This window comes from Ralstonia sp. 25mfcol4.1, from assembly GCF_900104095.1.
In the GTDB taxonomy this organism is placed as follows: domain Bacteria; phylum Pseudomonadota; class Gammaproteobacteria; order Burkholderiales; family Burkholderiaceae; genus Cupriavidus.
In genome coordinates, this window is sequence record NZ_FNJO01000010.1 from 44,887 (window position 1) to 69,106 (window position 24,220).

28 protein-coding genes are annotated in these 24,220 nt (G+C 64.9%); 15 read left to right on the forward strand and 13 right to left on the reverse strand.

The window, feature by feature from the left end; translation table 11 throughout:
• The first annotated feature begins 136 nt into the window (after positions 1 to 136).
• Positions 137 to 1,510 carry an MFS transporter gene (locus BLQ58_RS18115; protein WP_092600825.1) on the forward strand — a complete coding sequence of 458 codons (1,374 nt, stop codon included), beginning with the start codon at positions 137 to 139 and terminating at the stop codon, positions 1,508 to 1,510.
• A gap of 148 nt (positions 1,511 to 1,658) precedes the next feature.
• Positions 1,659 to 2,516: a BON domain-containing protein gene (locus tag BLQ58_RS18120; RefSeq protein WP_254776010.1), complete on the forward strand. Its 858-nt coding sequence runs from the start codon at positions 1,659 to 1,661 to the stop codon at positions 2,514 to 2,516.
• Between the two features lie 106 nt (positions 2,517 to 2,622).
• On the opposite strand, the gene BLQ58_RS18125 is transcribed toward BLQ58_RS18120, so the two are convergent.
• A complete protein-coding gene (locus BLQ58_RS18125; protein WP_092600829.1) occupies positions 2,623 to 2,934 on the reverse strand; it encodes a hypothetical protein in 312 nt (103 codons plus the stop codon).
• 224 nt (positions 2,935 to 3,158) lie between these two features.
• Between BLQ58_RS18125 and BLQ58_RS18130 the strand changes: the two genes are divergently transcribed.
• Positions 3,159 to 3,698, forward strand: coding sequence for a malto-oligosyltrehalose synthase (locus BLQ58_RS18130; RefSeq protein ID WP_092600831.1), 540 nt, complete (start codon positions 3,159 to 3,161; stop codon positions 3,696 to 3,698).
• Between the two features lie 74 nt (positions 3,699 to 3,772).
• On the opposite strand, the gene BLQ58_RS18135 is transcribed toward BLQ58_RS18130, so the two are convergent.
• Positions 3,773 to 4,252, reverse strand: coding sequence for a hypothetical protein (locus tag BLQ58_RS18135; RefSeq protein WP_092600833.1), 480 nt, complete (start codon positions 4,250 to 4,252; stop codon positions 3,773 to 3,775).
• 259 nt (positions 4,253 to 4,511) lie between these two features.
• Positions 4,512 to 4,868, reverse strand: coding sequence for a hypothetical protein (locus BLQ58_RS18140; RefSeq protein WP_092600835.1), 357 nt, complete (start codon positions 4,866 to 4,868; stop codon positions 4,512 to 4,514).
• Between the two features lie 279 nt (positions 4,869 to 5,147).
• On the opposite strand from BLQ58_RS18140, the gene BLQ58_RS29525 reads away from it, so the two are divergent.
• From BLQ58_RS29525 to BLQ58_RS28865, 3 genes are all read left to right on the forward strand, one after another.
• Complete coding sequence (locus BLQ58_RS29525; protein WP_254776011.1) at positions 5,148 to 6,665, forward strand: BON domain-containing protein; 1,518 nt, start codon at positions 5,148 to 5,150, stop codon at positions 6,663 to 6,665.
• A gap of 99 nt (positions 6,666 to 6,764) precedes the next feature.
• The gene (locus BLQ58_RS18150; protein WP_092600837.1) at positions 6,765 to 7,076 is read left to right on the forward strand and encodes a hypothetical protein; all 312 of its coding nucleotides are present in this window, start codon (positions 6,765 to 6,767) and stop codon (positions 7,074 to 7,076) included.
• 29 nt (positions 7,077 to 7,105) lie between these two features.
• Positions 7,106 to 7,402, forward strand: a complete 297-nt coding sequence (locus BLQ58_RS28865) for a hypothetical protein (RefSeq protein ID WP_139186133.1) — start codon at positions 7,106 to 7,108, stop codon at positions 7,400 to 7,402.
• A gap of 28 nt (positions 7,403 to 7,430) precedes the next feature.
• On the opposite strand, the gene BLQ58_RS18155 is transcribed toward BLQ58_RS28865, so the two are convergent.
• Positions 7,431 to 8,165, reverse strand: a complete 735-nt coding sequence (locus tag BLQ58_RS18155; RefSeq protein WP_092600839.1) for a PIG-L family deacetylase — start codon at positions 8,163 to 8,165, stop codon at positions 7,431 to 7,433.
• A 127-nt stretch (positions 8,166 to 8,292) separates the two neighbouring features.
• Positions 8,293 to 8,721: a RidA family protein gene (locus BLQ58_RS18160; RefSeq protein ID WP_092600841.1), complete on the reverse strand. Its 429-nt coding sequence runs from the start codon at positions 8,719 to 8,721 to the stop codon at positions 8,293 to 8,295.
• 124 nt (positions 8,722 to 8,845) lie between these two features.
• Between BLQ58_RS18160 and soxR the strand changes: the two genes are divergently transcribed.
• Positions 8,846 to 9,394 carry a redox-sensitive transcriptional activator SoxR gene (gene soxR, locus BLQ58_RS18165; protein ID WP_092600843.1) on the forward strand — a complete coding sequence of 183 codons (549 nt, stop codon included), beginning with the start codon at positions 8,846 to 8,848 and terminating at the stop codon, positions 9,392 to 9,394.
• Positions 9,395 to 9,516: 122 nt separating this feature from the next.
• On the forward strand, positions 9,517 to 9,846 hold the full coding sequence (locus BLQ58_RS18170; RefSeq protein WP_092600844.1) for a DUF4148 domain-containing protein: 330 nt from the start codon (positions 9,517 to 9,519) through the stop codon (positions 9,844 to 9,846).
• 184 nt (positions 9,847 to 10,030) lie between these two features.
• Here BLQ58_RS18170 and BLQ58_RS28870 read toward each other — a convergent pair whose 3' ends face one another.
• From BLQ58_RS28870 to serA, 7 genes are all read right to left on the reverse strand, one after another.
• Positions 10,031 to 10,468, reverse strand: a complete 438-nt coding sequence (locus BLQ58_RS28870; RefSeq protein WP_139186134.1) for a hypothetical protein — start codon at positions 10,466 to 10,468, stop codon at positions 10,031 to 10,033.
• 188 nt (positions 10,469 to 10,656) lie between these two features.
• Entirely contained in the window at positions 10,657 to 11,088 is a 432-nt protein-coding gene (locus BLQ58_RS28875) for a hypothetical protein (protein ID WP_139186135.1), read from the reverse strand.
• Positions 11,089 to 11,215: 127 nt separating this feature from the next.
• A complete protein-coding gene (locus tag BLQ58_RS28880; RefSeq protein WP_139186136.1) occupies positions 11,216 to 11,899 on the reverse strand; it encodes a hypothetical protein in 684 nt (227 codons plus the stop codon).
• Between the two features lie 18 nt (positions 11,900 to 11,917).
• Positions 11,918 to 12,187, reverse strand: coding sequence for a hypothetical protein (locus BLQ58_RS28885; protein ID WP_139186137.1), 270 nt, complete (start codon positions 12,185 to 12,187; stop codon positions 11,918 to 11,920).
• Positions 12,153 to 12,674, reverse strand: a complete 522-nt coding sequence (locus tag BLQ58_RS18175; RefSeq protein WP_092600846.1) for a M23 family metallopeptidase — start codon at positions 12,672 to 12,674, stop codon at positions 12,153 to 12,155. Before BLQ58_RS18175 ends, BLQ58_RS28885 begins: the two co-directional genes overlap by 35 nt.
• 214 nt (positions 12,675 to 12,888) lie before the next feature.
• Positions 12,889 to 13,872 carry a tripartite tricarboxylate transporter substrate binding protein gene (locus tag BLQ58_RS18180; protein ID WP_092600848.1) on the reverse strand — a complete coding sequence of 328 codons (984 nt, stop codon included), beginning with the start codon at positions 13,870 to 13,872 and terminating at the stop codon, positions 12,889 to 12,891.
• A gap of 180 nt (positions 13,873 to 14,052) precedes the next feature.
• Positions 14,053 to 15,258 carry a phosphoglycerate dehydrogenase gene (gene serA, locus BLQ58_RS18185; RefSeq protein ID WP_092600850.1) on the reverse strand — a complete coding sequence of 402 codons (1,206 nt, stop codon included), beginning with the start codon at positions 15,256 to 15,258 and terminating at the stop codon, positions 14,053 to 14,055.
• A gap of 226 nt (positions 15,259 to 15,484) precedes the next feature.
• On the opposite strand from serA, the gene BLQ58_RS18190 reads away from it, so the two are divergent.
• The 3 genes from BLQ58_RS18190 to BLQ58_RS18200 all read left to right on the forward strand — a co-directional run bounded on the left by BLQ58_RS18190 (position 15,485) and on the right by BLQ58_RS18200 (position 19,759).
• Positions 15,485 to 16,546 carry an SMP-30/gluconolactonase/LRE family protein gene (locus BLQ58_RS18190; RefSeq protein WP_175459945.1) on the forward strand — a complete coding sequence of 354 codons (1,062 nt, stop codon included), beginning with the start codon at positions 15,485 to 15,487 and terminating at the stop codon, positions 16,544 to 16,546.
• Between the two features lie 385 nt (positions 16,547 to 16,931).
• Positions 16,932 to 17,903 carry a SphA family protein gene (locus tag BLQ58_RS18195; RefSeq protein ID WP_092600852.1) on the forward strand — a complete coding sequence of 324 codons (972 nt, stop codon included), beginning with the start codon at positions 16,932 to 16,934 and terminating at the stop codon, positions 17,901 to 17,903.
• A 194-nt stretch (positions 17,904 to 18,097) separates the two neighbouring features.
• A complete protein-coding gene (locus BLQ58_RS18200) occupies positions 18,098 to 19,759 on the forward strand; it encodes an S-layer protein (RefSeq protein ID WP_254776012.1) in 1,662 nt (553 codons plus the stop codon).
• Positions 19,760 to 19,781: 22 nt separating this feature from the next.
• Here BLQ58_RS18200 and BLQ58_RS29190 read toward each other — a convergent pair whose 3' ends face one another.
• The gene (locus tag BLQ58_RS29190; RefSeq protein WP_175459946.1) at positions 19,782 to 19,922 is read right to left on the reverse strand and encodes a hypothetical protein; all 141 of its coding nucleotides are present in this window, start codon (positions 19,920 to 19,922) and stop codon (positions 19,782 to 19,784) included.
• Between the two features lie 193 nt (positions 19,923 to 20,115).
• Here BLQ58_RS29190 and BLQ58_RS18205 point away from each other — a divergent pair, with 193 nt between their 5' ends.
• The 4 genes from BLQ58_RS18205 (at position 20,116) to BLQ58_RS18220 (ending at position 24,206) form a co-directional block, all read left to right on the forward strand.
• On the forward strand, positions 20,116 to 20,430 hold the full coding sequence (locus tag BLQ58_RS18205) for a PepSY domain-containing protein (RefSeq protein WP_343655426.1): 315 nt from the start codon (positions 20,116 to 20,118) through the stop codon (positions 20,428 to 20,430).
• A gap of 5 nt (positions 20,431 to 20,435) precedes the next feature.
• Complete coding sequence (locus BLQ58_RS18210; RefSeq protein ID WP_092600854.1) at positions 20,436 to 21,107, forward strand: response regulator transcription factor; 672 nt, start codon at positions 20,436 to 20,438, stop codon at positions 21,105 to 21,107.
• On the forward strand, positions 21,104 to 22,441 hold the full coding sequence (locus BLQ58_RS18215; RefSeq protein ID WP_092600856.1) for a sensor histidine kinase: 1,338 nt from the start codon (positions 21,104 to 21,106) through the stop codon (positions 22,439 to 22,441). Before BLQ58_RS18210 ends, BLQ58_RS18215 begins: the two co-directional genes overlap by 4 nt.
• 97 nt (positions 22,442 to 22,538) lie before the next feature.
• The gene (locus tag BLQ58_RS18220; protein ID WP_254776013.1) at positions 22,539 to 24,206 is read left to right on the forward strand and encodes a tyrosine-type recombinase/integrase; all 1,668 of its coding nucleotides are present in this window, start codon (positions 22,539 to 22,541) and stop codon (positions 24,204 to 24,206) included.
• Positions 24,207 to 24,220 lie beyond the last annotated feature (14 nt).

The window sequence follows — 24,220 nt, forward strand, 5'->3', positions numbered from 1 at the left end:
CCGCTGCTTCCCATCCGTTCCAGCCCCACCTCGGATCGATATCGTGCAGAACCACGCAAGCCCGCCCGCCGAAAGCGACGCAGCAGCCCCGGCAAGCCCGGCCGCCGCCGCTGCCTTTCCCCCTGCAGACAGCCCGATGACCGCCCGCGAAAAGCGCGGGATGGCCGCCATCATGATCGCCGTGTCCCTGGCCACGCTGGACACGGCCATCGCCAATACGGCGTTGCCGAATATCGCCGCCGACCTGAACAGCACGCCGGCCGCGTCGGTGTGGATCATCAACGCCTACCAGCTGGCAATGGTGGCCACGCTGCTGCCGTTCGCCGCGCTGGGCGGCGTGCTGGGACATCGACGCATCTACCTGGGTGGCGTGGTGGTATTCATCGTGTCCTCGGTGGTGTGTGCGATGGCCTGGTCGCTGCCGTCGCTGGCGGCGGCGCGGCTGCTGCAGGGCGTGGGCGCCGCGGCCATCATGAGCGTCAACACGGCGCTGATCAGTGCCATCTTTCCGATTCACCGGCTTGGGCGCGGCGTGGGCCTCAACGCGCTGGTCGTGGGGGTATCGTTCGCCGTGGGACCGACGGTGGCCTCGGTGATCCTGTCGTTCGGCCCATGGCCATGGCTGTTTGCCGTCAACCTGCCGATCGGGCTGCTGGCGCTGGTCATCGCCTGGCCGTCGCTGCCGCAGACCAGGCGCAGCGAGCACGGTTTCGATCCGGTGGCGGCCGTGCTGAACGCCATCACGTTCGCCGCGCTGATCTTCGCGCTGGGCGAGGGTGTGCAGCGCGAGCCGGTGGAATACGTGCTGGCTGCCGCAGCCATCTTCGTGGTGGCCTTCGTGCTGCTGCTGCGCCGCGAGCGCGGGCATCCGGCGCCGATGCTGCCGGTGGATCTGCTCAAGCGGCCGATGTTTGCGTTGTCGACGGCCACCGCCGTCTGCTCGTTTGCCGCGCAGGGCCTGGCCTTCGTCTCGCTGCCCTTCTACTTCGAGCATGTGCTGGGGCGCAATCCGGTGGAGACCGGCTTCCTGCTGACGCCCTGGTCCGCCGTGGTGGCCGTGATGGCGCCGATTGCCGGCAGGTTGTCCGACCGCTATCCGCCGGGCCTGCTCGGCGGCATCGGCCTGGCGATCATGGCGGTGGGCATGGCGTCGCTGGCGATGATGCCGGCCGATGCCAGCGTGCTCAATATCGGCATCCGCATGGCGATCTGCGGTGCCGGATTCGGCTTCTTCCAGTCGCCCAACCTGAAGGCTCTGATGGCCAGCGCGCCGCGCGAGCGGGCAGGGGGCGCCAGCGGCGTGGTCGCCACCGCGCGACTGCTGGGCCAGGCAACGGGCGCGGCGTTGGTGGCCTTGTCATTCGGCATCGCCGGCAAGCACGGGCCGACCCTGGCACTGAGCCTGGGTGCCGGTTTCGCGGCGGCGGCAGCGGTCGCCAGCGGGCTGCGGCTCGTGACGCCACAGAGTGCCGATAGCGCCGCAATGCAGGGCGCCCGCAAATCTTCCTAGGCAGCAAGACCTGCGCGCAGGCCTTGTAGAAACTGCATGGCGCCGGTGCCTCCGGCGCCATTTTTCATGGTCGGCCGCTCCGGTACGAAACTTGCCGGCCTTTATGCATCGGGGGCGATCGTCGCCCCGGCTTCACGGAGGCATGGCAATGAACCGATCAGACGACTACGGCCGTCGCCGCAGGCCCGATCAGCAGTACGGAGGCTACGAGGAGGGCTATGGCAACGTGCCTGGCGACGATCGCCACTGGCGACGCCGCGATCTGTCGGCAGGCCGCTATGGCAATGCCGGCGAACGCAATCCGTACGACGCCTATGAAGATCGCGATGCACGCTCGCGGGACGAAGATCCACGCAACCGCGACGCCTGGCGCCAAGGACGCACCGCGCAACTGAGCGGCGGATGGCGTTCACGCGGCGCCACCGTCTACTATCCCGGCCGGCCCACTTACGATGAGTCGCGCGACGAAAGTTCGCCCCATAGCCCAGGCTACGTCAGCGCCTACAGCAGCGGCTACGAGGACGGTTACGACGCGGGCACACGGACGTCGAACTCGCCGATGCCGGGCCGCGACGAGCGGTGGAGCGGCACGCGCAGCGGCTATGAAGGGGGCTACGAACGGGGTCGCGAGAGTCAGCGTGGCTCGGGCTACGAGGACTACGGCGTCGAATCGGGCCGCAATTTCCGCCAGCGTCCGCGCCTGGGCCAGGCGGTGCATGGCCGCGGCCCCGAGGTCTATGGCCGCCGCCCGGCCGGCCCCAAGAACTACACACGCTCCGACGAGCGCATCCGCGAAGAAGTCTGCGAGCGCCTGACGCACGCGCCAACGCTGGACGTGAGCGACGTGACGGTGGCGGTGACGGGCAGTGTGGTGACCCTGACCGGCACGGTGGACAACCGGCGCATGAAGTACGAGATCGAAGATCTGGTCGACGACACGTATGGCGTGTCGGATGTGGTCAACCAGCTCCACGTTCGCCCGTACGGTGTGCTGGCATCGGAATAGTCATCGACAGATTCGGAACATTCGCGGCGCTTATCCGGACCACCCGCCTGCGAGCCCCGGCACTGCCGGGGCTTTTTACATGGCCCTGAGGTCAACGGACACGTTGCTACAGGTCGCTGCCGCTGGGCGGATTCTCCATCCGCTTGTCGGTCTGGTCGGCGCGATCCACCGGCGTATCGGCCGGCAGTTCCTCGGCGGCGCGTCGTACTTCGTCGAAAATCTCGTCCTCAGGCAGTTCGTCGTCGTCCGGCTCATGCCGCTCTCGCGATACGTCTCCGAGTTCCCTTTCGATGTCTTCGGTCGCTTCGCTGTCCAGGCGGGGGTCGAGCGTGCTGGGGATGCCTTCCGGGTCTGCGGCCTCCAGGTTCCGGCTCTTGCTGTCGGCGTCCGGACGGCCGTGTCGGGTGGTCTTGCTCATTGTCACTCCTGTTGTCGTATTGCATCGTCGGGTTTCAGGACATGCGGCAAGTTGCATGCCAATGGGGCATTGCAGGCGGCCGCGGCAAAGGATTCGCATGCGAGGGGCCCGGCGCCTATAGTGACTTCAGGGGACCGCCGCAGAACCAGTCGGCCGTACTGCCCGTGAAGAGGCTGGAACGGCAATTGCTGAAGCAAGGCAAGCATCGTGCGAGGGAGATAGCGATGAACCTGACCGGCGTCCTGGCCACCCTCAGCGTGGCTTCCTCCGTGGCCGTATCTTCCACGCCCGTCGAAAGACAGCTGCTGGCCATCAGCCCGCACGACTTTGCCCAGCAGTTCAACGTGGTGGCACACGATGTGGGCGCCAAGCTGACGCTGCCCGATTTCCGGGCCAAACCGGGTTGGCACCGCGCCAACACCAGCGAAGGTGTATCGGTCATGGTGCGCGCCGCGCATACCGGCTATGCCATTGACGAAGTGGTGGTGGTATGCCGGGCCGCCGAGCAGTGCATGATGACGATCTGCACGGCCGCCCGGGCCATCGACGCGACGGTGGAGCCCAATCTGCTGCAGTACTTCGTGGCGGCACGCATCGCGGGGCATCTGGGGGAAGTGGCCCTGGTGATGTCCGGACTGGTTTATCTGGTGGTGAATCCCGACGACGAGGACTATGTGGCGCTGGTGATCCGGCCCTATCAGCCGCAGCGGGAACTGACCGCACGCCGCCAGGCAGCACTGAGGCTGCCGCCGCGCACAACCTGAATCGGGATGGGCCGGGAATGCCTTGGCTGCCACCGCACTCGCATCCCACGCCCCGGCTGCTAATGCACCGGCTGCTAATGCACCGGCGGCACCATGCGGCGTGCGCTCGCGCCCGGTGATCGCGCCGGGGCGAATTCCATCGCGCGTTGTTCCAGCAGCCGCTGCAGTTCCGTGGCTCCCCGATAGTAATGCGCCAGCAGCAGGCGCAATTCCGGATCGGGAAGCGGCTCGCGCAGCAGTTCGCCATAGGCTGACGCGGCACGGCCGGCCTGCTGGGCGGCATGTCGCAACAGGGGCAGCTCGCCAGCCTCGGCGGGCGGCGAGACAGGTTGCGGGTCGCGCGCGCGGCCTTCGGCGCTAATGTGCTTGCCATCGCCGGCCGCCGCGGCACGCGCGCCCAGTTCGGCCGACGCGCAGCGTTGCATATTGGCACGGTGGGCCAGCACCGCTCGAATCTGCGGGTCCGATGCCGCGGCCGCCACGGCGGACAACGCCTCTGCACACTGCATGGCGTGACGGCTAAGCCGCGCCAGCGTGGTGTTCAGTGCATCCATGTACGTCTCCGGTTGATGCTCTAACTTTAGGTGAAGCGCGCTGGCTGGCGGCCGAATTGCACGGCCGGCGTGGTTAATCTTTTGCAGATCGGAATTCACCCGATTCGATACGGGCGGGATAGTCCGATCGACCCGGGCATGACACACGCAAAAAACGCGCCGCACGCTGCTCCGGTTTGGGGAACAACGTGCGGCGCGCCGCAAGCGGGTCTACGGGGCATGCCCGTGGAAAGGCAGACCCGCTGGCGAGACCTGACCGTTAAGGCTTTTGGACCGGATCGGGCGAATCGCCCTTCGGACCCGAAGGTGCGGTCGGCGTGGCTACCGGCGAGGCGTCCTGTTCGCGAGGCTTCTTCGCGTGCTGGCCAGTGTTCTTCTTGGTCTTGTGTGCGCTCTTGGCTTGCGTGTCCTTGTCGTGCTGCATGGTCGAGTCGCCGCTCATCATCGCGCCGCTGCCCGAACTGCCGCGTTGCGTTGTCGGACCTTCCGGAGCCGGCGGGGCGCTGGGGTTCGGTGCGGTGGGCGAGAGCGGCGGATCATTCTTGGGCTGGGCCATGGCCGGCATGCAGAGAATGGCACTGATGGCCAGGGCAGTGGTCGTGAGCAGGCGTTTCATCGGTCGTCTCCCGAAAATGTGTCGCGGTGACTTCACGATATGACTCAGCCACCCGTGCGCTCAGGGGGAGGCCACTGAATCGGGTGTAGGCCGTTGACTACAGCATGTGGAGCCCGTTGGCAGGATTTATATGGCCATGTAAATCGAACCGGCGTCCTGCATCGGGCAGGCGCCTGCCGGGCCCTGGCCCGGCCTGCTGGGGGCGCATGCCCGTCAGCGGTATGGAATTTGCGTCGCAGGGTCCGTATTGACTGTATTGACCCGGAACCGGAGACGCTCATGAACCAGGGAAACAACAGGGGTAGTGGTTCGGACGACCGCTACAGCGCCTATGGCGCGGACCGTGACGATCGCAGCGATCAGGACGAACGCGACGACCGCCGCCGGCAGGGCGGCACGCAGCGCCAGCAGGAGGCCTACAGCGGTGGAGACTGGCTCACCCACCGCCAGCAGGGCGGCAGCGACTGGCAGGGCCAGGGACGCAGCCAGTCACAGCCGGGCCAGCAGGGCGCGGGCAGCGACTGGCAGGGCAGCGGTCAGCAGCCCGGCGGTCGCCGCTGGAGCGGCGGGACGTCGTCGCAAGGTTCGACGCCGATATCGTCGAGCGGCTACGGCGGTTATGAAGGGCAGAACCGGCGCTTTGAGGAAGGCTATGGCGAAGGGCGCTATGGCGAGCACGGTGAAGGCCGGCAGACCGGGCGCCAGCAATTCGGCCAGTCCGGCCGGGACAGCGACGAGCGCAATTCCCCGCAGCGTCACGCCGAACGTGAACGGTGGGGCGACTGGCACCAGGAGGGCGCCTCCGGGCGCGGCAGCGAATGGTCGAGCCAGCAAGGCAGCCAGGGCGACGAATGGGGGCAGGGCCGCGGCGTCTGGGATCAGCCGGCACGGGGTGGATCGGCGCAGCGCCAGGGCGGATGGGAACAAGGGCGCGAAGGCCGTCAGCAGGGTCGCCAGTCGGCGGGCCGTGACGCCGGGGGCGCCTGGGGCAGCAGTTGGGAAGGCCCCACCGGATCGGAACCCGACATGCGCACCCACTATCGCGGCGGCTACGGCGTATCCGACTATGGCGACCAGGACCAGGGCGCCCAGCCCTGGCAACGCCGCGCTGGGGGCGACTGGCAGTCCGAGCGCGAACGGTACGGGTCGGGCCAGGGTTCCATGCGCGACCGTGGAGGACGTGGCTTCGGCGGCAGCACCGGCGCCGGCGGCTACGATCCGAACGAACGGGCCTACGAACATTTCACGGGCGCCAACGAACGCAGCGACCTGAACCGGGGCTATGGCGGAGCAGGTGGCTCCGCGGCGGCACGCCGGGCGCAACGCGCCGGCCCCAAGGGCTACCAGCGTTCCGACGAGCGTATCCGCGAAGACCTTTGCGAACGCCTGGCGATGAGTGGCCGCGTGGATGTGCGCGAGGTCGAGGTATCGGTCAGCAGCGGCGTGGTCACGCTGAGCGGCACGGTACAGGACCGTCAGCAGAAATACCGGATCGAGGACATGGCCGAGGAAGTGTTCGGCGTGAAGGACGTGCACAACCAGATTCGGGTCACGCGCGAATCAGCCATGGGCCGGGAAGGTAGCGGGGGCAGAGAAGGGCAGACCGGCGGGTCGCGCATGTCGCAAGGCATGGGCAGCCCCAGCGGCCAGGGCAGCACCGCGCCTTCCAGCGCGGCGGGCAGCTCGGGCAGCCTCGGAACCGGGATTGGCTCCGATACGTCATCCGGCGCTGGCTACGGCTCCGGCACGACGTCGGGCAGCACATCGGGCTCCACGTCGGGCAAGTCGGGAAGCTGACTGCCGACGCACTGCGCCAGCGTGTGGGGATGGCCCCGCGCGCTGGCGGCTTTACCTGCAAGCATCCATACACCAAGCATTCGAACGAGGAGATGCCCCATGCCTTTCGCCTATGCAGGAACCCGCCGCCGCCGGAATCGCGACAGGCGTCGCACTCACGAATCGCCGGAGAACAACGCCGCAACCCAGAACCGCGAGGGTGCACCCGATGCGCGGGATGCGCGGGATGTCAGGGAGGAGCGCGACCCGCTGGCCACCCGTCGTGCATCCAGCGAGGAAAGCCCCGGCGCGGGCGAGGGGCAGCGGGCTACCATCCGGCAGGAAGACCAGCCGGCCGGCATTGGAAGCCAGGATCTGCTGGACCCGGGCAGCCGCGATCCGGATGCGCCGCCGGTCGATAACCGCTCGTAGTCTCGCCAATGGATGACAGGAGCCCCACCATGCGACATGTACACCTGATTCCGACCCGTGCCCGCCGCGCCTTGTGCGTGGCCGCCTGCCTGTCACTGAGCGGTGTGGCGTGGGCCCAGACACCGTCTCAGACACCGAAGGTCGACAACCGGGCGCCCGGCACGGCCGCGTCCGATGTGGCGCCCGGGGCACGCGAGTGGGGATTGACCAAGGACGGGCATCGCAAGCCCGGTAGTGCGCCCGCGCTCAATGAGGGGGCGTCGTCAGCGCAGACCTATGACTATCCCGCTTCCGCGCCGAAGACGGCGCCGGCCAAGCGGCCCTAGCGATATGTGGCAAGCGGCCCGGCGTGCATCACTGGTGCACGTCGGCCGCATCCAGGGACCAGTAGCGTTCCGGCGCGCAGACATCGGCCAGTTCGGCGGGTGAGAACAATGCCAGCTGGCTGGCGTAGGCCTGCACGGCGCGCGCCTTCTGCGCCGTGAAGACGCTGATCGGCATGTGGACGGGTGAAGCGAGCAAGCCTTCCTGCCACCAGCCGGCCATCCGGCTTTGTACGGCGCCCGGCATGCGACGGTAAATCGCTTCCTCGTAGAAAATCCAGCGGAACGCGGGCATGTGCGGCTCGACTTCGGCATGCGGGACGGTTTCCGGCAAGTCGACAAAGGCTGCTTCGCGCACCAGCATGCATGCCGCATTGACCAGCATATGATCCGCATGCCGGAGCCCCATTGGCGCCACAACCGTGCCGCCGGGTTGCAATGCCAGCAGGCGCCCGAGCCGCAGCGCAATACTGACGGCGTCGTAGTGCTGGCCGTACTGCTGTTCCAGAAAGTCGAGCCAGACCGGGTCCGCACCCAGCGCGGACAAAGCGCGCGCATCTTCATGGCGCCGGGCTTCCATGGCGTCCCGGGCCGATACAAAACCGGCCGCACTGTCATGGGCCGGCGCCGCCAGATCCGGCCGTGGGAGGCCGGCAAACACCGTAATCACCATCGCCTGCCGGCTGGCGGCAAGCAGGCTGCCGCAACTGAAGACCGCGTCCTCAAGGTGCGGGGAAATTATCGTCAGCGGATGTGGAATTTCCATGATTTTGCAATGCCGACCGGGTGGTGATGAGCCCGACCCGCCATGGGCCGGGGTTACCTGTGGCATTGCAAGGGGCATGCCGGTCGGTCATACGACGGTATGACGCCGCCGACCGCCGTTCCGCGCTTCACTCCGGCAGCACCGCTACCGCCTCGATCTCGAACAGCATGCCGTCCAGCGCCAGCCGCGGCACCGGGATCAACGTGCATGCGGGCGCGGGCCAGTCACCCAGCAGCGCCTGCCAGGCCCGGCTGAAGATGGCCAGCCGCTCCATGGAATGGTCGACGATCAGCACGGTGATCTTGGCCACATCGGGGATATCGGCGCCCCCGGCCTGCAGCGCCACGCGCAGGTTGGCCAGCGCCTGATTGACCTGCGCGGAGAAATCGGCGCGCAAGCCGCCGCACATGTCCTCGCCGCCCTGGCCAGCCGCGAAGATGATCCGGGCGGGCCGGTTGACGATCGCCACATGGGAATAGCCGTTCAGCCGGGGGTCGTAGAGGTCTGGCGGATTGGCGAATTGTAGGTACGGCGCGCGGGGTGATTCAAGCAGCATGGCAGGGTCCTGAGTCAAGGTCGCGCCAGTATCAAACCTCAAGCGCACTTGAGGTCAAGCGCAGTTGCGATACCATCGCGCCCTGCAAGGGCTTTCGAATTTTCTTTAAAAAAGAGGGACCACCATGCCAAAGACCGTCGCCCCCGACATCGCCCCCGACATCGTCCCTGACGCCGTCCCGCATCGTGCGGAACGTCGGCTGCGGGCACGCGATCCCCTGACAGTCGGCGAAGTGGCCGACCGCAGCGGCATCGCGGTATCGGCGCTGCATTTCTACGAGTCGAAGGGATTGATCACCAGTACGCGCAGCGCCGGCAACCAGCGCCGCTATCCGCGCGGCATCCTGCGCCGGCTGGCCGTCATCCGCGTGGCCCAGCGCATGGGCGTGCCGCTGGCGACGATTGCCGACGCCTTCGCACATCTGCCCGCCAACAAGGCGCCGACGGTAGCCGACTGGCGCCGGTTGTCGGCCGCCTGGCGCGCGGACGTCGATGCACGCATCCGCACACTGACCATGCTGCGCGACCAGCTCGACGGCTGCATCGGCTGCGGTTGCCTGTCGCTCAAGGCGTGTCCGTTGCGCAACCCCCAGGACATGTTGGCGCAACAGGGGCCGGGAGCGCACATTGAGGAGGGCAGTTGCCAACATCGGCAAAAAGCGATGCGGCGTTGAATGTCACCGCGCCCACGCCGGATCGTGACAACGCGACAACTTCGTGCGATCTGAAAAAGCCGAGGGGGCGCTGGCGTCCATGATGAATCCTGTTCGCAACCCCTGCTGAAAAGGAGCAGATCATGAACACAATGAAGAAATTGCTGATCGCCGCCGCCATCGTCACGGCTCCCGCCATGTCATTCGCCCAGAGCGTCCAGAACGCCCAGGCGCCGGTCACCCGGGCTTCGGTCCTGGCCGACCTGATCGCCGTGGAAAAGGCGGGCTACCACCCCGGCCGCAACGACGACGACTACCCCGCCGACATCCAGGCCGCCGAAGCCAAGGTCGCAGCCGAACAAGGCATCCAGCCCGCCCCGGTAGTAAAGCCGACGGTCAAGGCATCCATGCACGCCGCCAACACCGTCCCCCGGATCGATCGTCCGCGGAATGCTTTTTATGATGGGGCTTGAGGGGTGGGGGGCCGGGCCGATAGGCTTGGCCCTTGTGCGGCGTGATAATGGTTTTGAGTCCGTGCCAAGAAGGCTCATTGGCTCTATTGATCATCCACGTCCGAAATGGTGCCGAACATTTCCCGGATGTTATCTTGGAGTTTGCAGTCGCGCGGCTTTGACGGGGTGCAGACGACTATAGCGCCTACAGAGACTTTTTCATTTCCCCAAAGAAGATGCATGCGGTGATAACGAACCGGTGCCCGGTTGGAAATACTCCGAAACGATGAAACTTCCGCTGCGTACAGGTACCTCCGCCCTGGCTTGTTACGTTCCAGGAATCAGTCGTTTCACCGAGGTATCCCATCTGCGTTGCGATTTCAGATTTTGGTTGCCCAATATATTTCACGGCCCCGTCAGAATAGTCTGAGGTAGAAAAGAGATATTCCGCCAATCGCTGGGCCACCGGGATGTTCGTCACCGTCAAAGCAAAGTGAACAAAATTATAATATTCGGCAACAGCTGGGTGGCCACTCGAACCTATTTTTCGCCCCCGCTCTATTACGCCCAGAATACATCGTTCATCAGGGTATGTGTTGTGCCGCTCCACAACCAGAATCTGAAGACCGGACGGCACTTTCATTCTGATTCCGCACCATTCGAATACGCGTGGTCGCTTCGGTTTTTCGCTATAGTGAGCCGTCCGTAGCTTATTACGTCGAAAACCTTATTATTATCCACAGCATGTACGAATTTGGCGTACCCGCCGCCAGCATCTGACGTCAATGCAAGCGCTTTCCGCCGGGGCGGGGCGGTCAAAAAGACCACAGATTACTTCCAATTGCAACCCGCCTCTGGCGTGGACCTGGCACTCGGATCAAATAAAAAGGTTTTCTTTGCGCCGGACCTTTTTTCAACGTACACCATCGAATACACCATGGCGCCTTGGCTGAACATTTCATATGTTCCAGAAACGCGATCACCATTTATTTCTAACCATGTCGTGACAAGTTGGATCGGGCGACCTTTGTCATGCAGCTCTTCGTCGGATGAGGCGAGCACCACGGTTCGCAAGGCCGAGGAGTTTTCATATTTAACAAATCCCCCGCTCCATTTGACCGTATTATCATAGTATGTACGCATCTCGAAACTGCTTACTCCTTCCTCCCAAGCCCGAAAACAGTATCCCTCCCGGCTCACTTCCCCGTAAGCTTTTGAAGCAATAAGAAGATATGCGGCAAAAAGAACAATCGAAGGGTTCATGGGGTCTGCCATTCGAGTGAGACATGCTTTTTATGATGGGGTTTGAGGGGTGGGGGCGGTCAAAAGGCTTGGCCCTTGTGCGGCGTGATAATTGGTTTTGAGTCCGTGCCAAGAAGGCTCATTGGCTCTATTGATAATCCACGTCCGAAATGGTACCGAACATTTCCCGGATGTTATCTTGGAGTTTGCAGTCGCGCGGCTTTGACGGGGTGCAGACAACTATAGCGCCTACAGAGACTTTTTCATTTCCCCAAAGAAGATGCATGCGATGATAACGAACCGGTGACCGGTTGGAAATACTCCGAAACGATGACACTTCCGCTGCGTACAATGTACCTCCGCCCTGGCTTGTTATGCTCCAGGAATCAGTCGTTTCACCGAGGTATCCCATCTGCGTTGCGATCTCAGATTTTGTTTGTCCGATATATTTCACGGCCCCGTCAGAATCGCCTATGGTAGAAAAGCCATATTCCATCAGTCGTTGCTGTACCGGGATTTCTTTCACGGTGAGAACGAAGTCGACCAATCCGGAATATCTACTGCCGGTCTCTCGCTTTACCGTGCCTACCGTTCGGCCCTTCTCCCGTACACCGAGAATACATCGCGCCTTTGGGTAGAGTTGGGAGTCCGGTACGACCAGCATCTTGAGGCCAGGAGGCACTTGCAAGCTGATGCCGCACCTTTCTTCTATTTCACTTCGTTTGATGCGCGCAACCTTATCGGAGTTCTCGGGACCTGAGCCATACACAAAACAAGGCTGAATTACCCACAAAATACCCAATACGGAGATTATTTGTTTATGAATATCCATTTCAAATCATTGACGTAATCACGACTTGTTACTGACTGCATCGTTGAGGATGACGTAAGCGTGATCAAAATAGCCTTGTCGAAGAGTGAAGTGGTTCATTCCAGGATTTATGCAGCGCGTCACATTTTTCTGTGCACCGAGAGTACTCCCTTCGTCCGCCCAATAATTGATACTCCGCTTGCCGAAATTCACAAGTTTCCGCTTGTTGTCATACTTGAGGCGTTGCTTTTCAACCCAGTAATACCCCGCTGCATCAGTAGCCTCGAATGATTGAGTCTGGATCAGCATGGACTCTTGATCGGATTCGTAGCTTCGCAGACAACCACTTGGGCAATACCGTGGCTGATCCAACTTCCGGTGGCGCTTTCAGCATCGGCTTGACCCGATTTCGGGTGTTATCAAGGTCCAGCAAATGCATGTACAGCGAGTAGAAGGTCATGACCCGACCTTCACCGGTCCCAGTGGTATGCCTGAGTAATACGAATCCGGTATTCGAATCCAGATGCTCCGTGCCCTCGTGGTTCTTGCGATGACACGAGATGGCCTTCTGGCGAACGGAATAGGCCACCACCTCGCCGTCCGCGATGGCATGCACCGGTACATATTTGCGTGGATTGAGATGCGCGCCGCAATGCCAACGGCCATCGAACGCGATCGGATAGATGCCGCTGTGGCCTAACTCATACTGATCGACCGCATCCATCAGCGAGTCCGGGCCGGCGTTCTTGATGAAGTCGGCGTCGAGGGTTGGCAGGAAGGGTGGGCTGAGGATCATGGTCCATGAGCACGTGACATATTGGTGCGACGCACGCTACATGGATTGCCCACTTCTGAGACCGCTGAATGGCTGTTGTCTAATTCAGCGCAAGATTGGAGGAGCTAAAGCGGAACTTCGTGACGTTGCGATAGACAAGGAACATCCAATGTGATGCCACGGCGGCGCGTCGCCAGATCACCCGCGACGCGCCGGGGCCGACTTCGGAAAACGCCTATTGATTCTTCATCGCCTCGGCCAGGCGCGAGATGATTTCGCCTTCGCTCTTGAAGGCCCTCTGGGCGTAGGCCGCGTATTGTTCCGGGCCCATGTAGTTGGTCACCATGCCGTACTGGCGGGTCACGTTCAGGAACTTGGGGTCCTTGAGCGCGTTGCGGAAGGCGTCGTCGAGGCGCTTGACCACGGCCGGTTTCATATTGGCCGGGCCAATGATGCCGAATGGCGAGTTCGACCACACCGGGTAGCCGATTTCCTTCAGCGTCGGGGCGTTCGGAAAGTCGGCTGCGCGCTTTTCGGAGAGGGTGGCGAGCACACGCATTTGTCCGTTCTGCACGTAGGGCAGCAACGTGTTCGACAGGACCGCCACATCGGATGAGCCGCTCAGCAACGCGGTGATGGCCTCGGCGTCGCCTTTGTAGGGCACGTGCGTCCAGTTTGATTGCGACACGCGCGCCAGTTCGGAGATTGTCAGGTGCTGGCTGCCGTAGATGCCGGTGGTGCCGTAGCTGATGCCTTTCTTGTCCGCCTTGGCGTCGGCGATCAGTTCCTGCATGGTCTGCCACTTCGCATCCTTCTTCACGGCCACCGCAAAGTTGTAGTCCGCGATCATCGATACGTAGGTCAGGTCCTTGAGCGGGTCGTAGCGCATCTTCTGCACGTGCGGCAGTCGGAAGATCACCACGGGCGCCATGCTCAGCGTGTAGCCGTCGGGCTCGGTGGTCACCATCTGGGTGGCGCCCAGCGTGCCGCTGACGCCGGGCTTGTTTTCCACGACGATGGATTGACCGAGTTCGCGGCCCGCCGCGTCGGCCAGCGCGCGTGTCACCTGGTCGGTCACGCCGCCGGCGCCGTACGGCACGATGAGCCGGATCGGACGGGTGGGAAAGTCATCGGCAGCCAGTGCCGGGGTGCCGAACGATGCCGCCAGCGACAGGCCCGAAGCGGCCAGCGCGGCGCGGAATAAACGACGTCGTTGCATGAGGTTGTCTCCTGATTGTCTGCCGGATCGTGCAGGTCCGGTCTGCGAGGTTGTTCGCGCAGTATGACAATGCCGCCGGGCGGCGGCTATCGGGAAACGGCGGGGGTGCCAGGCTTATCCACCGATTTCATCGCCCGCATGCGGTCGCTGCATGCGGGCTCGCGGGGAAACGGATATCGCCTAGCGGTTTTCGATCACGCGCGAGCGGATAAACGCGTCGTGCGCCATCAGCGTTTCGGCCCAGCCGGCCGGCGGCACCAGGCTGATATCGGTAATCACGTAGCCGATGTCGCCTTCGGTCTGCAATTGCTGGGCCTCGATGTTGGCGCCGATTTCGGCCAGCGCCTGGTTCAGATGGGACAGCGTGCCGGGACGGTTGTAGTGAATGTTCAGTACCCGCGCCGGCGAATCCAGCGGATTGGGCTGGATCTGCGGCAGATTCACCGCGCCGATTGTGGCGCCCGTTTCCAGGAAGTTGGCCAGCTTGGTGGCCACTTCCACGCCGATATTCTCCTGCGCTTCCTCCGTGCTGCCGCCCACGTGCGGCGTCAGGATCACGTTTGGCTTACCCTGCAGCGGGGTCACGAACCGGTCGGCGTTGCTGCGCGGCTCTTCCGGGAACACGTCGATGGCCGCCCCGGCGATGTGGCCATCGTCCAGCAGTTTCGCCAGTGCCTCGATATCGACGACGGTACCGCGCGAAGCGTTGAGCAAGATGCTGCCCGGTCGCATCGCGGCCAACGCCTTGGCATTGAGCAGGTTGCGGGTCTGGGGCGTGGCAGGGACGTGCAGCGTTACCACGTCGGCAGCGCCCAGGGCGTCTTCCAGCGAATGCATCGGCACCGCGCCGCCAATCGACAGGCGAGGGCGGATGTCGTAGAACACCACGCGCATGCCCATGGCTTCGGCCAGGATGCCCACCTGCGCACCGATATTGCCGTAGCCGATCACCGCGATGGTCTTGCCGCGTATCTCGAACGATCCCTTTGCCGACTTCTGCCACTCGCCCTGGTGCGCGGCGCGGCTTTTCTCGGGCACGCGGCGCATCAGCATGATGGTCTGGCCGATCACCAGTTCCGCCACCGAACGCGTATTGGAGAACGGCGCGTTGAACACCGGAATGCCGGCATGGGCTGCGGCGTCCAGGTCGACCTGCGACGTGCCGATGCAGAAGCAGCCCACACTCAGCAGGCGCCCGGTGTTGGCAAAGTGATCGGCGGTCAGGTGCGTGGCCGAGCGGATGCCCAGCAGGTCGTGGTCGCGTACGGCGGCCAGCAGCGGGTCGCCCGCCAGCGCCTTGCTCTGGGTGGCGACGTCGATATGGTGGCGGCCCAGTAGTTGCTGCCCGCTGGCGTGGATGTTTTCGAGGAGGATTGCGCTTGCCATGATTCGGGCGTACTTCAGGAGAGTTGAGAAGGCATGTCAGGCGTCCTGTCCCGGACGCGCACACCCAGACCATAGCACCGAACCTTTCCCGTGATGGCGATGTGGGCAAGGCACATCCGAAATGGATGTCATCATACAAGTGCTTGCTGAGCGGCGATTTTTCTCATAGGATGTCGGACAACTATAAAAGGTCCGTCCGGACCCCACAATCCGACGAGGAGACAACATGGAGAAGAAAAAGGCGGGCGTGGATGCCCATCGTCGTCACTGGCTCAAGGCCGGCGCTGCGCTCGGCGCTGCAGCCGCCAGCGGTCAGGCGCTGGCCCAGGCCTTCGAATTCAAGGCCGCGCAACGCTACCCGGACCCGGCGGTCGAGATCCTCGACCCGAGTTTCGGCAAGTACCGGCTGTTCAGTTCGACCGTGGAGCAGGTGGCCACCGGATTCCGCTGGGTGGAAGGTCCGGTCTACTTTGCCGACGGCCGCTATCTGCTGTTCTCCGATATCCCGAACAACCGCATCATCAAGTTCGACGAAACCTCGAACCAGTGGAGCGTGTTTCGCTCGCCGGCCAACTTCACCAACGGCCATTGCCGCGACCGGCAGGGCCGCCTCGTCAGCTGCGAGCACCTGACGCGGCGTGTCACCCGCACCGAGTACGATGGGTCGATCACGGTGCTTGCCGACCGTTACCAGGGCAAGCGTTTCAACTCGCCGAACGATATCGTCTGCAAGTCGGACGGTTCGCTGTGGTTCACCGACCCGCCGTTTGGCATCGCCGGCGACTGGGAAGGCGACAAGGCAGCCTCGGAACTGCCGCACGCGGTCTATCGGATCGATCCGAAGGACAACAGCGTGACGCAGGTCATTGCCGACCTGAATGGTCCGAACGGGCTCGCATTTTCGCCAGACGAGAAGAAGCTCTACGTGATCGAATCGCGCGCCCAGCCATATCGCGTGATGTGGGCCTACGACGTGGGCGCCGACGGCCAGCCTGGCAACAAGACCAGGCTGATCGACGCCAATGGACCGGGCGCGCTCGATGGATTCAAGGTGGACGTGGACGGCAATATCTGGGCTGGCTGGGGCAGCAGCGGCGCACCGGGCGCGGATCCGTCAAAGCTTGACGGCGTACGCGTATTCAACGCCCAGGGCAAGGCCATCGGCCATATTCACCTGCCCGAGCGTTGCCCGAACCTGTGCTTCGGTGGCCCGAAGCGCAATCGCCTGTACATGGCCAGCAGCCATTCGGTGTATGCGCTGTATGTGGAGACGCGCGGCGCGGTCTGAACGGCGTCGCGGGCGATTCGCCCATTCGCAGCCGGCAACCATGCGATCGATATCCGTACCAAGACGACAGTCGCAGACCGGCGTCGCCAGCGTCGGTGTGCGGGAATTCATGGCGTCGCAGCATGGTGAACTCCAGTTCGATAACGATGGCAGGAACGAAGGAAGCGGGAATAAAATCCCGCGCCGGATTCCATCGCACCTGCCTGTTATTCCGTTATCTGCGGTCAATACGAAAACCATGACGGACCGGATTTCAAGGCGACGCCACGATTCAAAAAAACATTGAATTCACTCGCCGAGAAAACTGAATTCCAGTTGGGCGGGAATCTGAGACGATTCAGTACCTTTTCCGTACCGCAGCGCCCATCGCCCGCAAGGAGACTCCATGAATCGCGCACGTTCGGCCGTCCTCGGTGTCATGACCGTGGGGAGTCTGCTGTCGCCTGTGGCCGGGCATGCTACCGAAGGCGCGCTCGGCCGGCCGGTGGCGGGCACTAGCGTGTCGGCGAACGTGGCGGTGATTCCTGACCAGCCGGTGTGGATTGCCAACCTGCAGCAGCTTTATATGGATGGCTCGATCAGCAGCGGCCGCGAGGTGCCGATTGGCGGGCGGACCACGGCGGGCATCGACGCCAAGATCGCGTTCACGCTGGCCACGATCATGAAGGTCTGGGACACCGGACCCGGTGCCTGGAATTTCGCGTCGAGCTTCACGCTGCCGTACGTCTGGACGACAGTGCATACCAGTGCCGTGTTCACCGGCCCCGGCGGCAGTACGTTCTCGCGCGGCGCCTCCGACCGCGCGTCGAACCTCTATGACATGTATTTCAGCCCGCTGATTGCCGGCTACCACTTCTCGAAGACCACCCATATGGCGTTGAGCTTCAACGTCTGGGCGCCCACCGGCCAGTACGACAAGAACGCGCTGGCCAATCCCAGCCTGAACAACTGGACGTTCGTGCCACAGGTGGCCTTCACGCACCTGATGCCGCAGTACGGGCTCGAATTCAACGCCGTGGCGGCCTTCCAGTTCTACACGCGCAATACGGCCACCGACTACCAGAACGCGCCGCTGCTCACGCTGGACGTGATGGGGGTGAAGAAGTTCGGCAATTGGGGGGCGGGGCTGGTCATGGGCACGGTGCAGCAGCTTGGCAGCGATACCGGCCCCACGGCCGACCGCCTGAACGGCTTCCGCGGCCACGATTTCACGATCGGCCCGATCGTCACGTACGACACCAAGCTGGGTGGCAAGGCGCCGCTGTCATTCAGCCTGCGCTGGGTGCCCACGGTGACCAGCAAGAACCGGCTCGACAGCACGGCCACGGTCATGGGCACCGCCACGCTGGTGTTCTGATTCCGGGCGCCAGCCGCCAAATTATCACGAAAACATCACTTTCCCGTCATGTGACGTTGTCATCATCGCGCACAGAGATGAGCCAGTCAGTGCGGCTGGACCTTTGGGCGCGCCGATCCGTTGACGTTTGACCTCAAGGCCGAAGGCGCGCGGCAAGTTGGGTCGAGATATCAACAGGATAGCAGGGAAGTTTCATGCATTACACGAAGTCTGCAATCAGCCTGGCGGCGGCATTGACCGTCGCTTTTGCGTTCTATGGCTGCAACGGCGGCGACAATACCAGCGGCACCGGCAGCAACAATGGCACCACACCGCCCGCCACTACCACGCCCCCCGCGCCTGAAAAGCCGCAGGCCGAAGTCACCGGCAGGTGGACCACCGGCGACCTGCACGTGCACACGATCGAATCCGACGATGCGCAAAACAAGCTCGTCGATGTGCTGGACCAGGCCATGATCACCAACAACCTGGACTGGACGGCCATCACGAACCATCTGCGCGTGTCCACGCGCGACCAGAACGGCACCGCCATCGTGGGCGGCCCGCTGCCTTTCTCGAAGGCGATGGCCGACTACGAGATCCCGGCCGTGCGCCAGCTCCAGGTCAATGGCAGCTACACCAGCAAGCTGATCTTCTCGGCGTTCGAATGGGACATGCCGACCCACGACCACATGAACGTGGGAATCTTCGCGGGCGCGCCGCTGGCAACCGCCACCAAGGCCGCGAACCAGTTCGAGTATTACTTTACCGACCGCCCGGCGGCCCAGTTCGACGCCGTGGACGTGGCCAACTGGAACGCCGCGGGCACCAAGGGCTACACCACGCACGCCGACGCCGTGCGCGCCGTGGCCTGGCTGCGTGACAACTTTCCCGACACCAGCTACGCGCTGATCAACCACCCGTCGCGCAATAGCGGCAAGTACACGGCCGCCGACTACCGCGAGTTCAACGACACCGCCCCGAACATCGTGTTCGGCGTGGAGGGCATGGTCGGCAACCAGATGGAACCGGACCGCGGCGGCTACACCACCGCCTATGTCGATGCCAACCTCAAGAACCGCGTCTATGGCGGCGTGGACTACGTGGTGGCGCAGGTCGGCGGCATCTGGGACGCCCTGCTGGGCGACGGCCGCCGCTTCTGGAACGTGGGCGACTCCGACCACCACTTCAAGACCATCGGCGCCAACAGTTCGGGCTATTTTCCGGGCGAGTACGCCAAGACCTATGTCTGGATCGAGAACAGGAACACCGGCATCAAGGGCGTGCTGGAAGGTGTGCGCTCGGGCAGGATGTTCTCGGTCTTCGGCGACCTGATCAACGCGCTGGACTTCAACATCGCCAGCGCTGACGGCAAGGGCGAAATGGGCGGCGAACTCAAGGCCCGTGCCGGCGAGACGGTAACCGTGACCATCCGCTTCAAGAGCCCGGACCGCAACAACTACCAGTATCCGGTCAATGGCGGCGTCAACGTCAACATGCGCCCGGTGGTGGACCATATCGACCTGATCGCCGGCGATGTCACGCCGCGCGCCGCGGCCGGCACGCCGGGCTACGGCAAGGACACCAACGACTCGACGAAGGTGATCGCCACGTTCACGTCGGCCGACTGGAAGGTGGACAAGGACGGCTACAACACGGTGAGCTATACCTACAAGGCCGCCAAGAACCAGTATTTCCGCCTGCGCGGCACGAACCTTGGCATGAATGTGGCCGGCGAAACGTCCAACGGCAATCCGTTGCCGGACCAGAAGATCACGGTGACGGAAGACAATGCGCGCTTCAACGCAATCAACGCGCGCAACTACAACGACCTGTGGTTCTATTCGAACCCGGTGTTCGTGACGGTCGGCTCCTGAGGCCGATCAGCGCCGGTGCCGCCTAGTGGCCCAGCGTCTGGAGCCAGAAGGGCAGGCCCGCGCCCGCCATGGCCACCGCCAGCGGTGCCAACTGGGCCAGGCCCGCGCCAAGGCTGCGCAGGGTGGGGTAACGCGGGGACGGGAGTGTGCGGGAACGTGACATGGTGCCGGGGTTGTGGGAATCTTGAGGGCATCATGCGCCGTGGTACCTGAATGGCACCTGAGCATACTGTTCAGGCGCCGTTCAGCTTGCCCGGCCGAGAATGCCGCCGATGACTGCCTCGCCCCCACCCACATCCGCCGTCGCGGGCTTGCCCGCCTTCCGTGCCGCCACACGTCTGCGCGGCGCCTGCCGCATGTTGATCCTGCTGGCCGTGCTGGGCGCGGCGGGCAGTGCCGGCGTGGCCCAGGCCGATACCGACGCCGACCGGGCCCGCGCGGCCCTGCGCTCCGGCGAGATCCTGCCGCTGGCCCGCATCCTCGACACCGTCTCGCGCCAGTATGCCGGTGACGTGATCGACGTGAAGCTGGATCGCGACGACGGCATCTGGCAATACGAAGTGAAGCTGCTGCTGCCCACCGGCACCGTCGCCAAGCTCGAATATGACGCCCGCGACGCCAGGCTGCTCAAGGCCAAGGGACATGATCTCGACCGCGCCCGCAAGCCCTGACCGCCATGCGCATCCTGCTAGTCGAAGACGAAAGCACACTGGCCGCCCAGCTTGCGCAGGCGCTGGCCCAGGCCGGCTATGCGGTGGACCATGCCGCCGACGGCATCGACGCCGAGCACCTGGGCACCGAACATCCCTATGACACGGTCGTGCTAGACCTGGGCCTGCCACGGCTCGACGGCCTGACAGTCCTCAAGCGTTGGCGCCAGGCCGGCAACGACGTGCCAGTGCTGATCCTGACCGCGCGCGACAGCTGGGTAGAAAAGGTGGAGGGCATCGACGCGGGCGCCGACGACTACCTGACCAAGCCGTTCCGCACCGAGGAACTGCTGGCCCGCATCCGCGCCCTGATCCGCCGCTCGGCCGGCCGCACGTCGCCCACGCTGGCGTGCGGCCCCGTGCTGCTGGCGCCGGGCAGCGGACAGGTCAGCGTCAACGGCAATCCGGTCACGTTGACTTCCCACGAGTTCAAGGTGCTCGACTACCTGATGCACCACCAGGGCGCCATCGTCAGCAAGACCACGCTGACCGAGCACATCTACGCCCAGGACTTCGACCGCGACAGCAATACCATCGAGGTCTTCGTGGGGCGGCTGCGCCGCAAGCTCGGTGTCGACGTCATCGAGACCGTGCGGGGCCTGGGCTACCGCATGCGGCCCCCGGCCAGCAGCGCATGAAGCGCGCCTCGATCGCCCGGCGCCTGCTGGGTATCGCCACGCTGTGGATCGCCGGCACGCTGTGCACCACCGGCTGGCTGCTGGATACGCTGTTCGGCCGGCACGTCGACCGCACCTATATTGCCGAACTGGACCGCGACCTGACCAGCCTGGCGGCCGCGCTGGAATGGCGCACCGACGGCAAGCTGGAACTGACGCGCCAGCCCGCCGATCCGCGCTTCGAACTGCCGTATGCCGGCGCCTACTGGCAGGCGTCCTCGGGCAGCCAGACGCTGCGTTCGCGTTCGCTCTGGGATGTCGATATCCCCGCGGCCGTGGCGCGCCGCGTGGGCGAGGGCGACGCCGATATCCGCGTCGGCCCGCGCGGCCAGTCGCTGCTGGTCAAGGCGCGCCGCCTGCAACTGACCGGCGCCGATACCCCGGTCGACATCACCGTGGCACTGGACCGCACCGAGCTGCGGCAGGCCAAGCGGTCGTTCCGCCATTTGCTGTGGCTGTCGCTGGGCGTGCTGGGCCTGGGCATTCTGGGCGCGGTATGGGCGCAGATCCGCTTCGGGCTGGCGCCGTTGTCCCGGCTGCGTGCGGCGGTGGCGCGCCTGCACGCGGGCCAGGAGCCGACGCTGCAAGGCGCCTGGCCCGCCGAGGTACAGCCGCTGGTCGACGAGATCCACCTGCTGCTACGGCGCAATCACGAGGCCGTGGAACGGTCGCGCCGGCAGGCGGCAGACCTGGCGCATGCGGTCAAGACGCCGCTGGCCATCCTGGCCAATGACGCGGCGACGTTGCCCGCGCCCGCGTCGCAGCGCGTGTCGCAGCAGGTGGACGCCATGCGTCAGCAGGTGGACCGCCACCTGGCGCGTGCCCGGGCGGCCGGGGCGGGCGGTGCGGCCGGGGGCGCGGTGGCGGTGCGGCCCGCCGTGGACGAACTGGTGCGCGCGCTGAGCCGCCTGCACGCCGACAAGCCCATCGCCGTCGATATCGAAGGCCAGGCCAGCTTCGCCGGCGACCGCCAGGATCTGGTCGAAATGCTCGGCAACCTGCTGGACAACGCGTGGCAGTGGGCTCAGACCAGAATCCGCGTCGACATGGTGACGCAGGCGGCCGAGCTGGAAATCCGCATCGACGACGATGGCCCCGGCATGCCGGCTTCCGCCATGACGCGGGCCGTGCAACCGTACGCGCGGCTCGACGAGTCGGCCGAAGGCAGCGGGCTGGGGCTGGCCATCGTGCGCGATGTCTGCGCGCTGTACGGCGGCCGCTTCGAACTGGCCACCTCGCCGCTGGGCGGGCTAGGCGTGCGCGTGCGGCTGCCGGCAGCGGTCGCGGCGAGCTGACGGTTTGCGCCCCCTCCCGCAAGGGGAGCAGGGTGCCGCATCGCCCATCGGGTATCATCGCGCCCTTTGCCGTTTGCGGTTCCCCCGCTGTCATCCCTTGTCTTCCGCCGTACCCCGCGCCGGGCAGGCCATTCGCCGGCGCCAGCGCCCGCCTGTCGCCCCGGCGCGCCTGCTCGGGCCGCAGCACTTTGCCTACTACCGTGGCTACCTGCAGGGTCTCGACCTGGGCCGGCTGGCCGCGCGCTATCTGACGCCGGGGCTGGACCTGCGGCAGGCACGCAGCACGGTCGCGTGGATCGAAACCGAGCTGGCTCGCGGCGTGAAACGGTTGGCCACCCGCCCACGCGCCGATGGCGAGGCGGCGCTCCTGACGGAAAAGACCTGGCTCGCGATGATCGTGCCGCCGGCCGCCGAGAGCGCCTCGGCGCGCCAGACGCGCCAGCGCAAGCTGCTGCGGGCGCTGGATGCGCTGCAGCCACTGCTGCTGGTGCGCCCATTGGCGGGCGATGCCGTGGCCGGGTGGTTCACGCCCGCCATCGCCGACCGGCTCGCGCAGACGGGCTGGACCACACTGGCGTCGCTTGCGGCAGCCATCGCCGCCGATCCGCGTCGCTGGCATCGCCACGCCCACGGCATCGGCGAAGCCACCGCGCGCGAGATCGAGGCATGGCTGGAGACACACGCGATGGCGCCGCACCGCGCGGGTATGCCCGACACGCGGCATGCCGAATCCCCGGTGCTGGTCCCGCTGGAATCACTGCGGCACGCGCCGGCGCAGGCCGATGTTCAGGCCATCCAGACCTGGCTCGAAGAGTACGGCCCGGAAGGCGGTCACACGTGGCGCGCTTACCGCACGCAGGCCGAGCGCCTGCTGCTCTGGGCCATTTTCGTGCGGGGCAAGTCTCTCGCCACACTGGACGCTGACGACTGCGAAGCCTACCTGGCGTTCCTGTCCGACCCGCAACCGGCCGCGCTATGGGTGGGCCGGCGTGGCTCGCCGCGTAATGGTCCTGACTGGCGGCCGTTCGAAGGCTCGCTGTCGCCGTCAAGCATTGGTCATGCGAGCCGGATCCTGAAGACGCTCTGTGCGTGGCTGACCCGGCAGGGCCAGCTGCTCGACAACCCGTTTGCATCGGCGGTACCGCCCGCCGCGGCCGCTGCGCCGCGCATCCAGGCGGAGCGCAGCCTCAGCCGCACCCAATGGCAGCATCTGAAGCGGTACGTGGGCGGGCTGCCCGCCGACGATCCGCGCACGGTACGCCTGCAGTTCATGCTGCGGCTGGTCCATGCCACGGGCCTGCGCGTATCGGAGCAGGCGCAGTTGACGGTGGCGCATCTGTCGCAATCCGATGGCTGGCGGCTGCACGTGCCGGGCAATCGGCCTCGCACGAACGACCTGCCCGAGACGGTTGTCGATGCCTTGCGCGATCACACCGAAGCGCGCGGGCTGGGGCGCGACGTCGAACGGTTGCCGGCCGACACGCCGCTGATTGGCCGCGTACTGGGCGAAGGCGATGACACGCCGTTATCCGTCGCACAGGTAGCGGCGATCTGGAAGCGGTGTTTCACGCGCGCGGGTCAAGCGCTGGCGGACGAAGATCCCACCGCGGCTACCCGGTTTGCCAAGGCCAGCGCGCACTGGCTGCGGCACACGGCCGGCGCCCACGCGCTGGCGCGAGGGATTGGCCGCAAGGCCGTGCAACACCAGCTGGGTCACGCATCGGTCAGCACAAGCGCCGCCTATGCCGACCCGGACCTGCACTGACCGCCAGACACACT

Coding starts and splice junctions, on each gene's coding strand:
- soxR (WP_092600843.1), top strand. CDS start 8,846: ATGCCAAAGACCGTCGCCCCCGACATCGCCCCCGACATCGTCCCTGAC.
- BLQ58_RS18195 (WP_092600852.1), top strand. CDS start 16,932: ATGAATCGCGCACGTTCGGCCGTCCTCGGTGTCATGACCGTGGGGAGT.
- BLQ58_RS18200 (WP_254776012.1), top strand. CDS start 18,098: ATGCATTACACGAAGTCTGCAATCAGCCTGGCGGCGGCATTGACCGTC.
- BLQ58_RS18180 (WP_092600848.1), bottom strand. CDS start 13,872: ATGCAACGACGTCGTTTATTCCGCGCCGCGCTGGCCGCTTCGGGCCTG.
- BLQ58_RS28865 (WP_139186133.1), top strand. CDS start 7,106: ATGCGACATGTACACCTGATTCCGACCCGTGCCCGCCGCGCCTTGTGC.
- BLQ58_RS18170 (WP_092600844.1), top strand. CDS start 9,517: ATGAACACAATGAAGAAATTGCTGATCGCCGCCGCCATCGTCACGGCT.
- BLQ58_RS18125 (WP_092600829.1), bottom strand. CDS start 2,934: ATGAGCAAGACCACCCGACACGGCCGTCCGGACGCCGACAGCAAGAGC.
- BLQ58_RS18135 (WP_092600833.1), bottom strand. CDS start 4,252: ATGGATGCACTGAACACCACGCTGGCGCGGCTTAGCCGTCACGCCATG.
- BLQ58_RS28885 (WP_139186137.1), bottom strand. CDS start 12,187: ATGCTGATCCAGACTCAATCATTCGAGGCTACTGATGCAGCGGGGTAT.
- BLQ58_RS29525 (WP_254776011.1), top strand. CDS start 5,148: ATGAACCAGGGAAACAACAGGGGTAGTGGTTCGGACGACCGCTACAGC.
- BLQ58_RS18140 (WP_092600835.1), bottom strand. CDS start 4,868: ATGAAACGCCTGCTCACGACCACTGCCCTGGCCATCAGTGCCATTCTC.
- BLQ58_RS18130 (WP_092600831.1), top strand. CDS start 3,159: ATGAACCTGACCGGCGTCCTGGCCACCCTCAGCGTGGCTTCCTCCGTG.
- BLQ58_RS18215 (WP_092600856.1), top strand. CDS start 21,104: ATGAAGCGCGCCTCGATCGCCCGGCGCCTGCTGGGTATCGCCACGCTG.
- BLQ58_RS18150 (WP_092600837.1), top strand. CDS start 6,765: ATGCCTTTCGCCTATGCAGGAACCCGCCGCCGCCGGAATCGCGACAGG.
- BLQ58_RS18190 (WP_175459945.1), top strand. CDS start 15,485: ATGGAGAAGAAAAAGGCGGGCGTGGATGCCCATCGTCGTCACTGGCTC.
- BLQ58_RS18115 (WP_092600825.1), top strand. CDS start 137: ATGACCGCCCGCGAAAAGCGCGGGATGGCCGCCATCATGATCGCCGTG.
- serA (WP_092600850.1), bottom strand. CDS start 15,258: ATGGCAAGCGCAATCCTCCTCGAAAACATCCACGCCAGCGGGCAGCAA.
- BLQ58_RS28870 (WP_139186134.1), bottom strand. CDS start 10,468: ATGAAAGTGCCGTCCGGTCTTCAGATTCTGGTTGTGGAGCGGCACAAC.
- BLQ58_RS28880 (WP_139186136.1), bottom strand. CDS start 11,899: ATGGATATTCATAAACAAATAATCTCCGTATTGGGTATTTTGTGGGTA.
- BLQ58_RS29190 (WP_175459946.1), bottom strand. CDS start 19,922: ATGTCACGTTCCCGCACACTCCCGTCCCCGCGTTACCCCACCCTGCGC.
- BLQ58_RS18210 (WP_092600854.1), top strand. CDS start 20,436: ATGCGCATCCTGCTAGTCGAAGACGAAAGCACACTGGCCGCCCAGCTT.
- BLQ58_RS28875 (WP_139186135.1), bottom strand. CDS start 11,088: ATGAACCCTTCGATTGTTCTTTTTGCCGCATATCTTCTTATTGCTTCA.
- BLQ58_RS18175 (WP_092600846.1), bottom strand. CDS start 12,674: ATGATCCTCAGCCCACCCTTCCTGCCAACCCTCGACGCCGACTTCATC.
- BLQ58_RS18205 (WP_343655426.1), top strand. CDS start 20,116: ATGTTGATCCTGCTGGCCGTGCTGGGCGCGGCGGGCAGTGCCGGCGTG.
- BLQ58_RS18120 (WP_254776010.1), top strand. CDS start 1,659: ATGAACCGATCAGACGACTACGGCCGTCGCCGCAGGCCCGATCAGCAG.
- BLQ58_RS18160 (WP_092600841.1), bottom strand. CDS start 8,721: ATGCTGCTTGAATCACCCCGCGCGCCGTACCTACAATTCGCCAATCCG.
- BLQ58_RS18155 (WP_092600839.1), bottom strand. CDS start 8,165: ATGGAAATTCCACATCCGCTGACGATAATTTCCCCGCACCTTGAGGAC.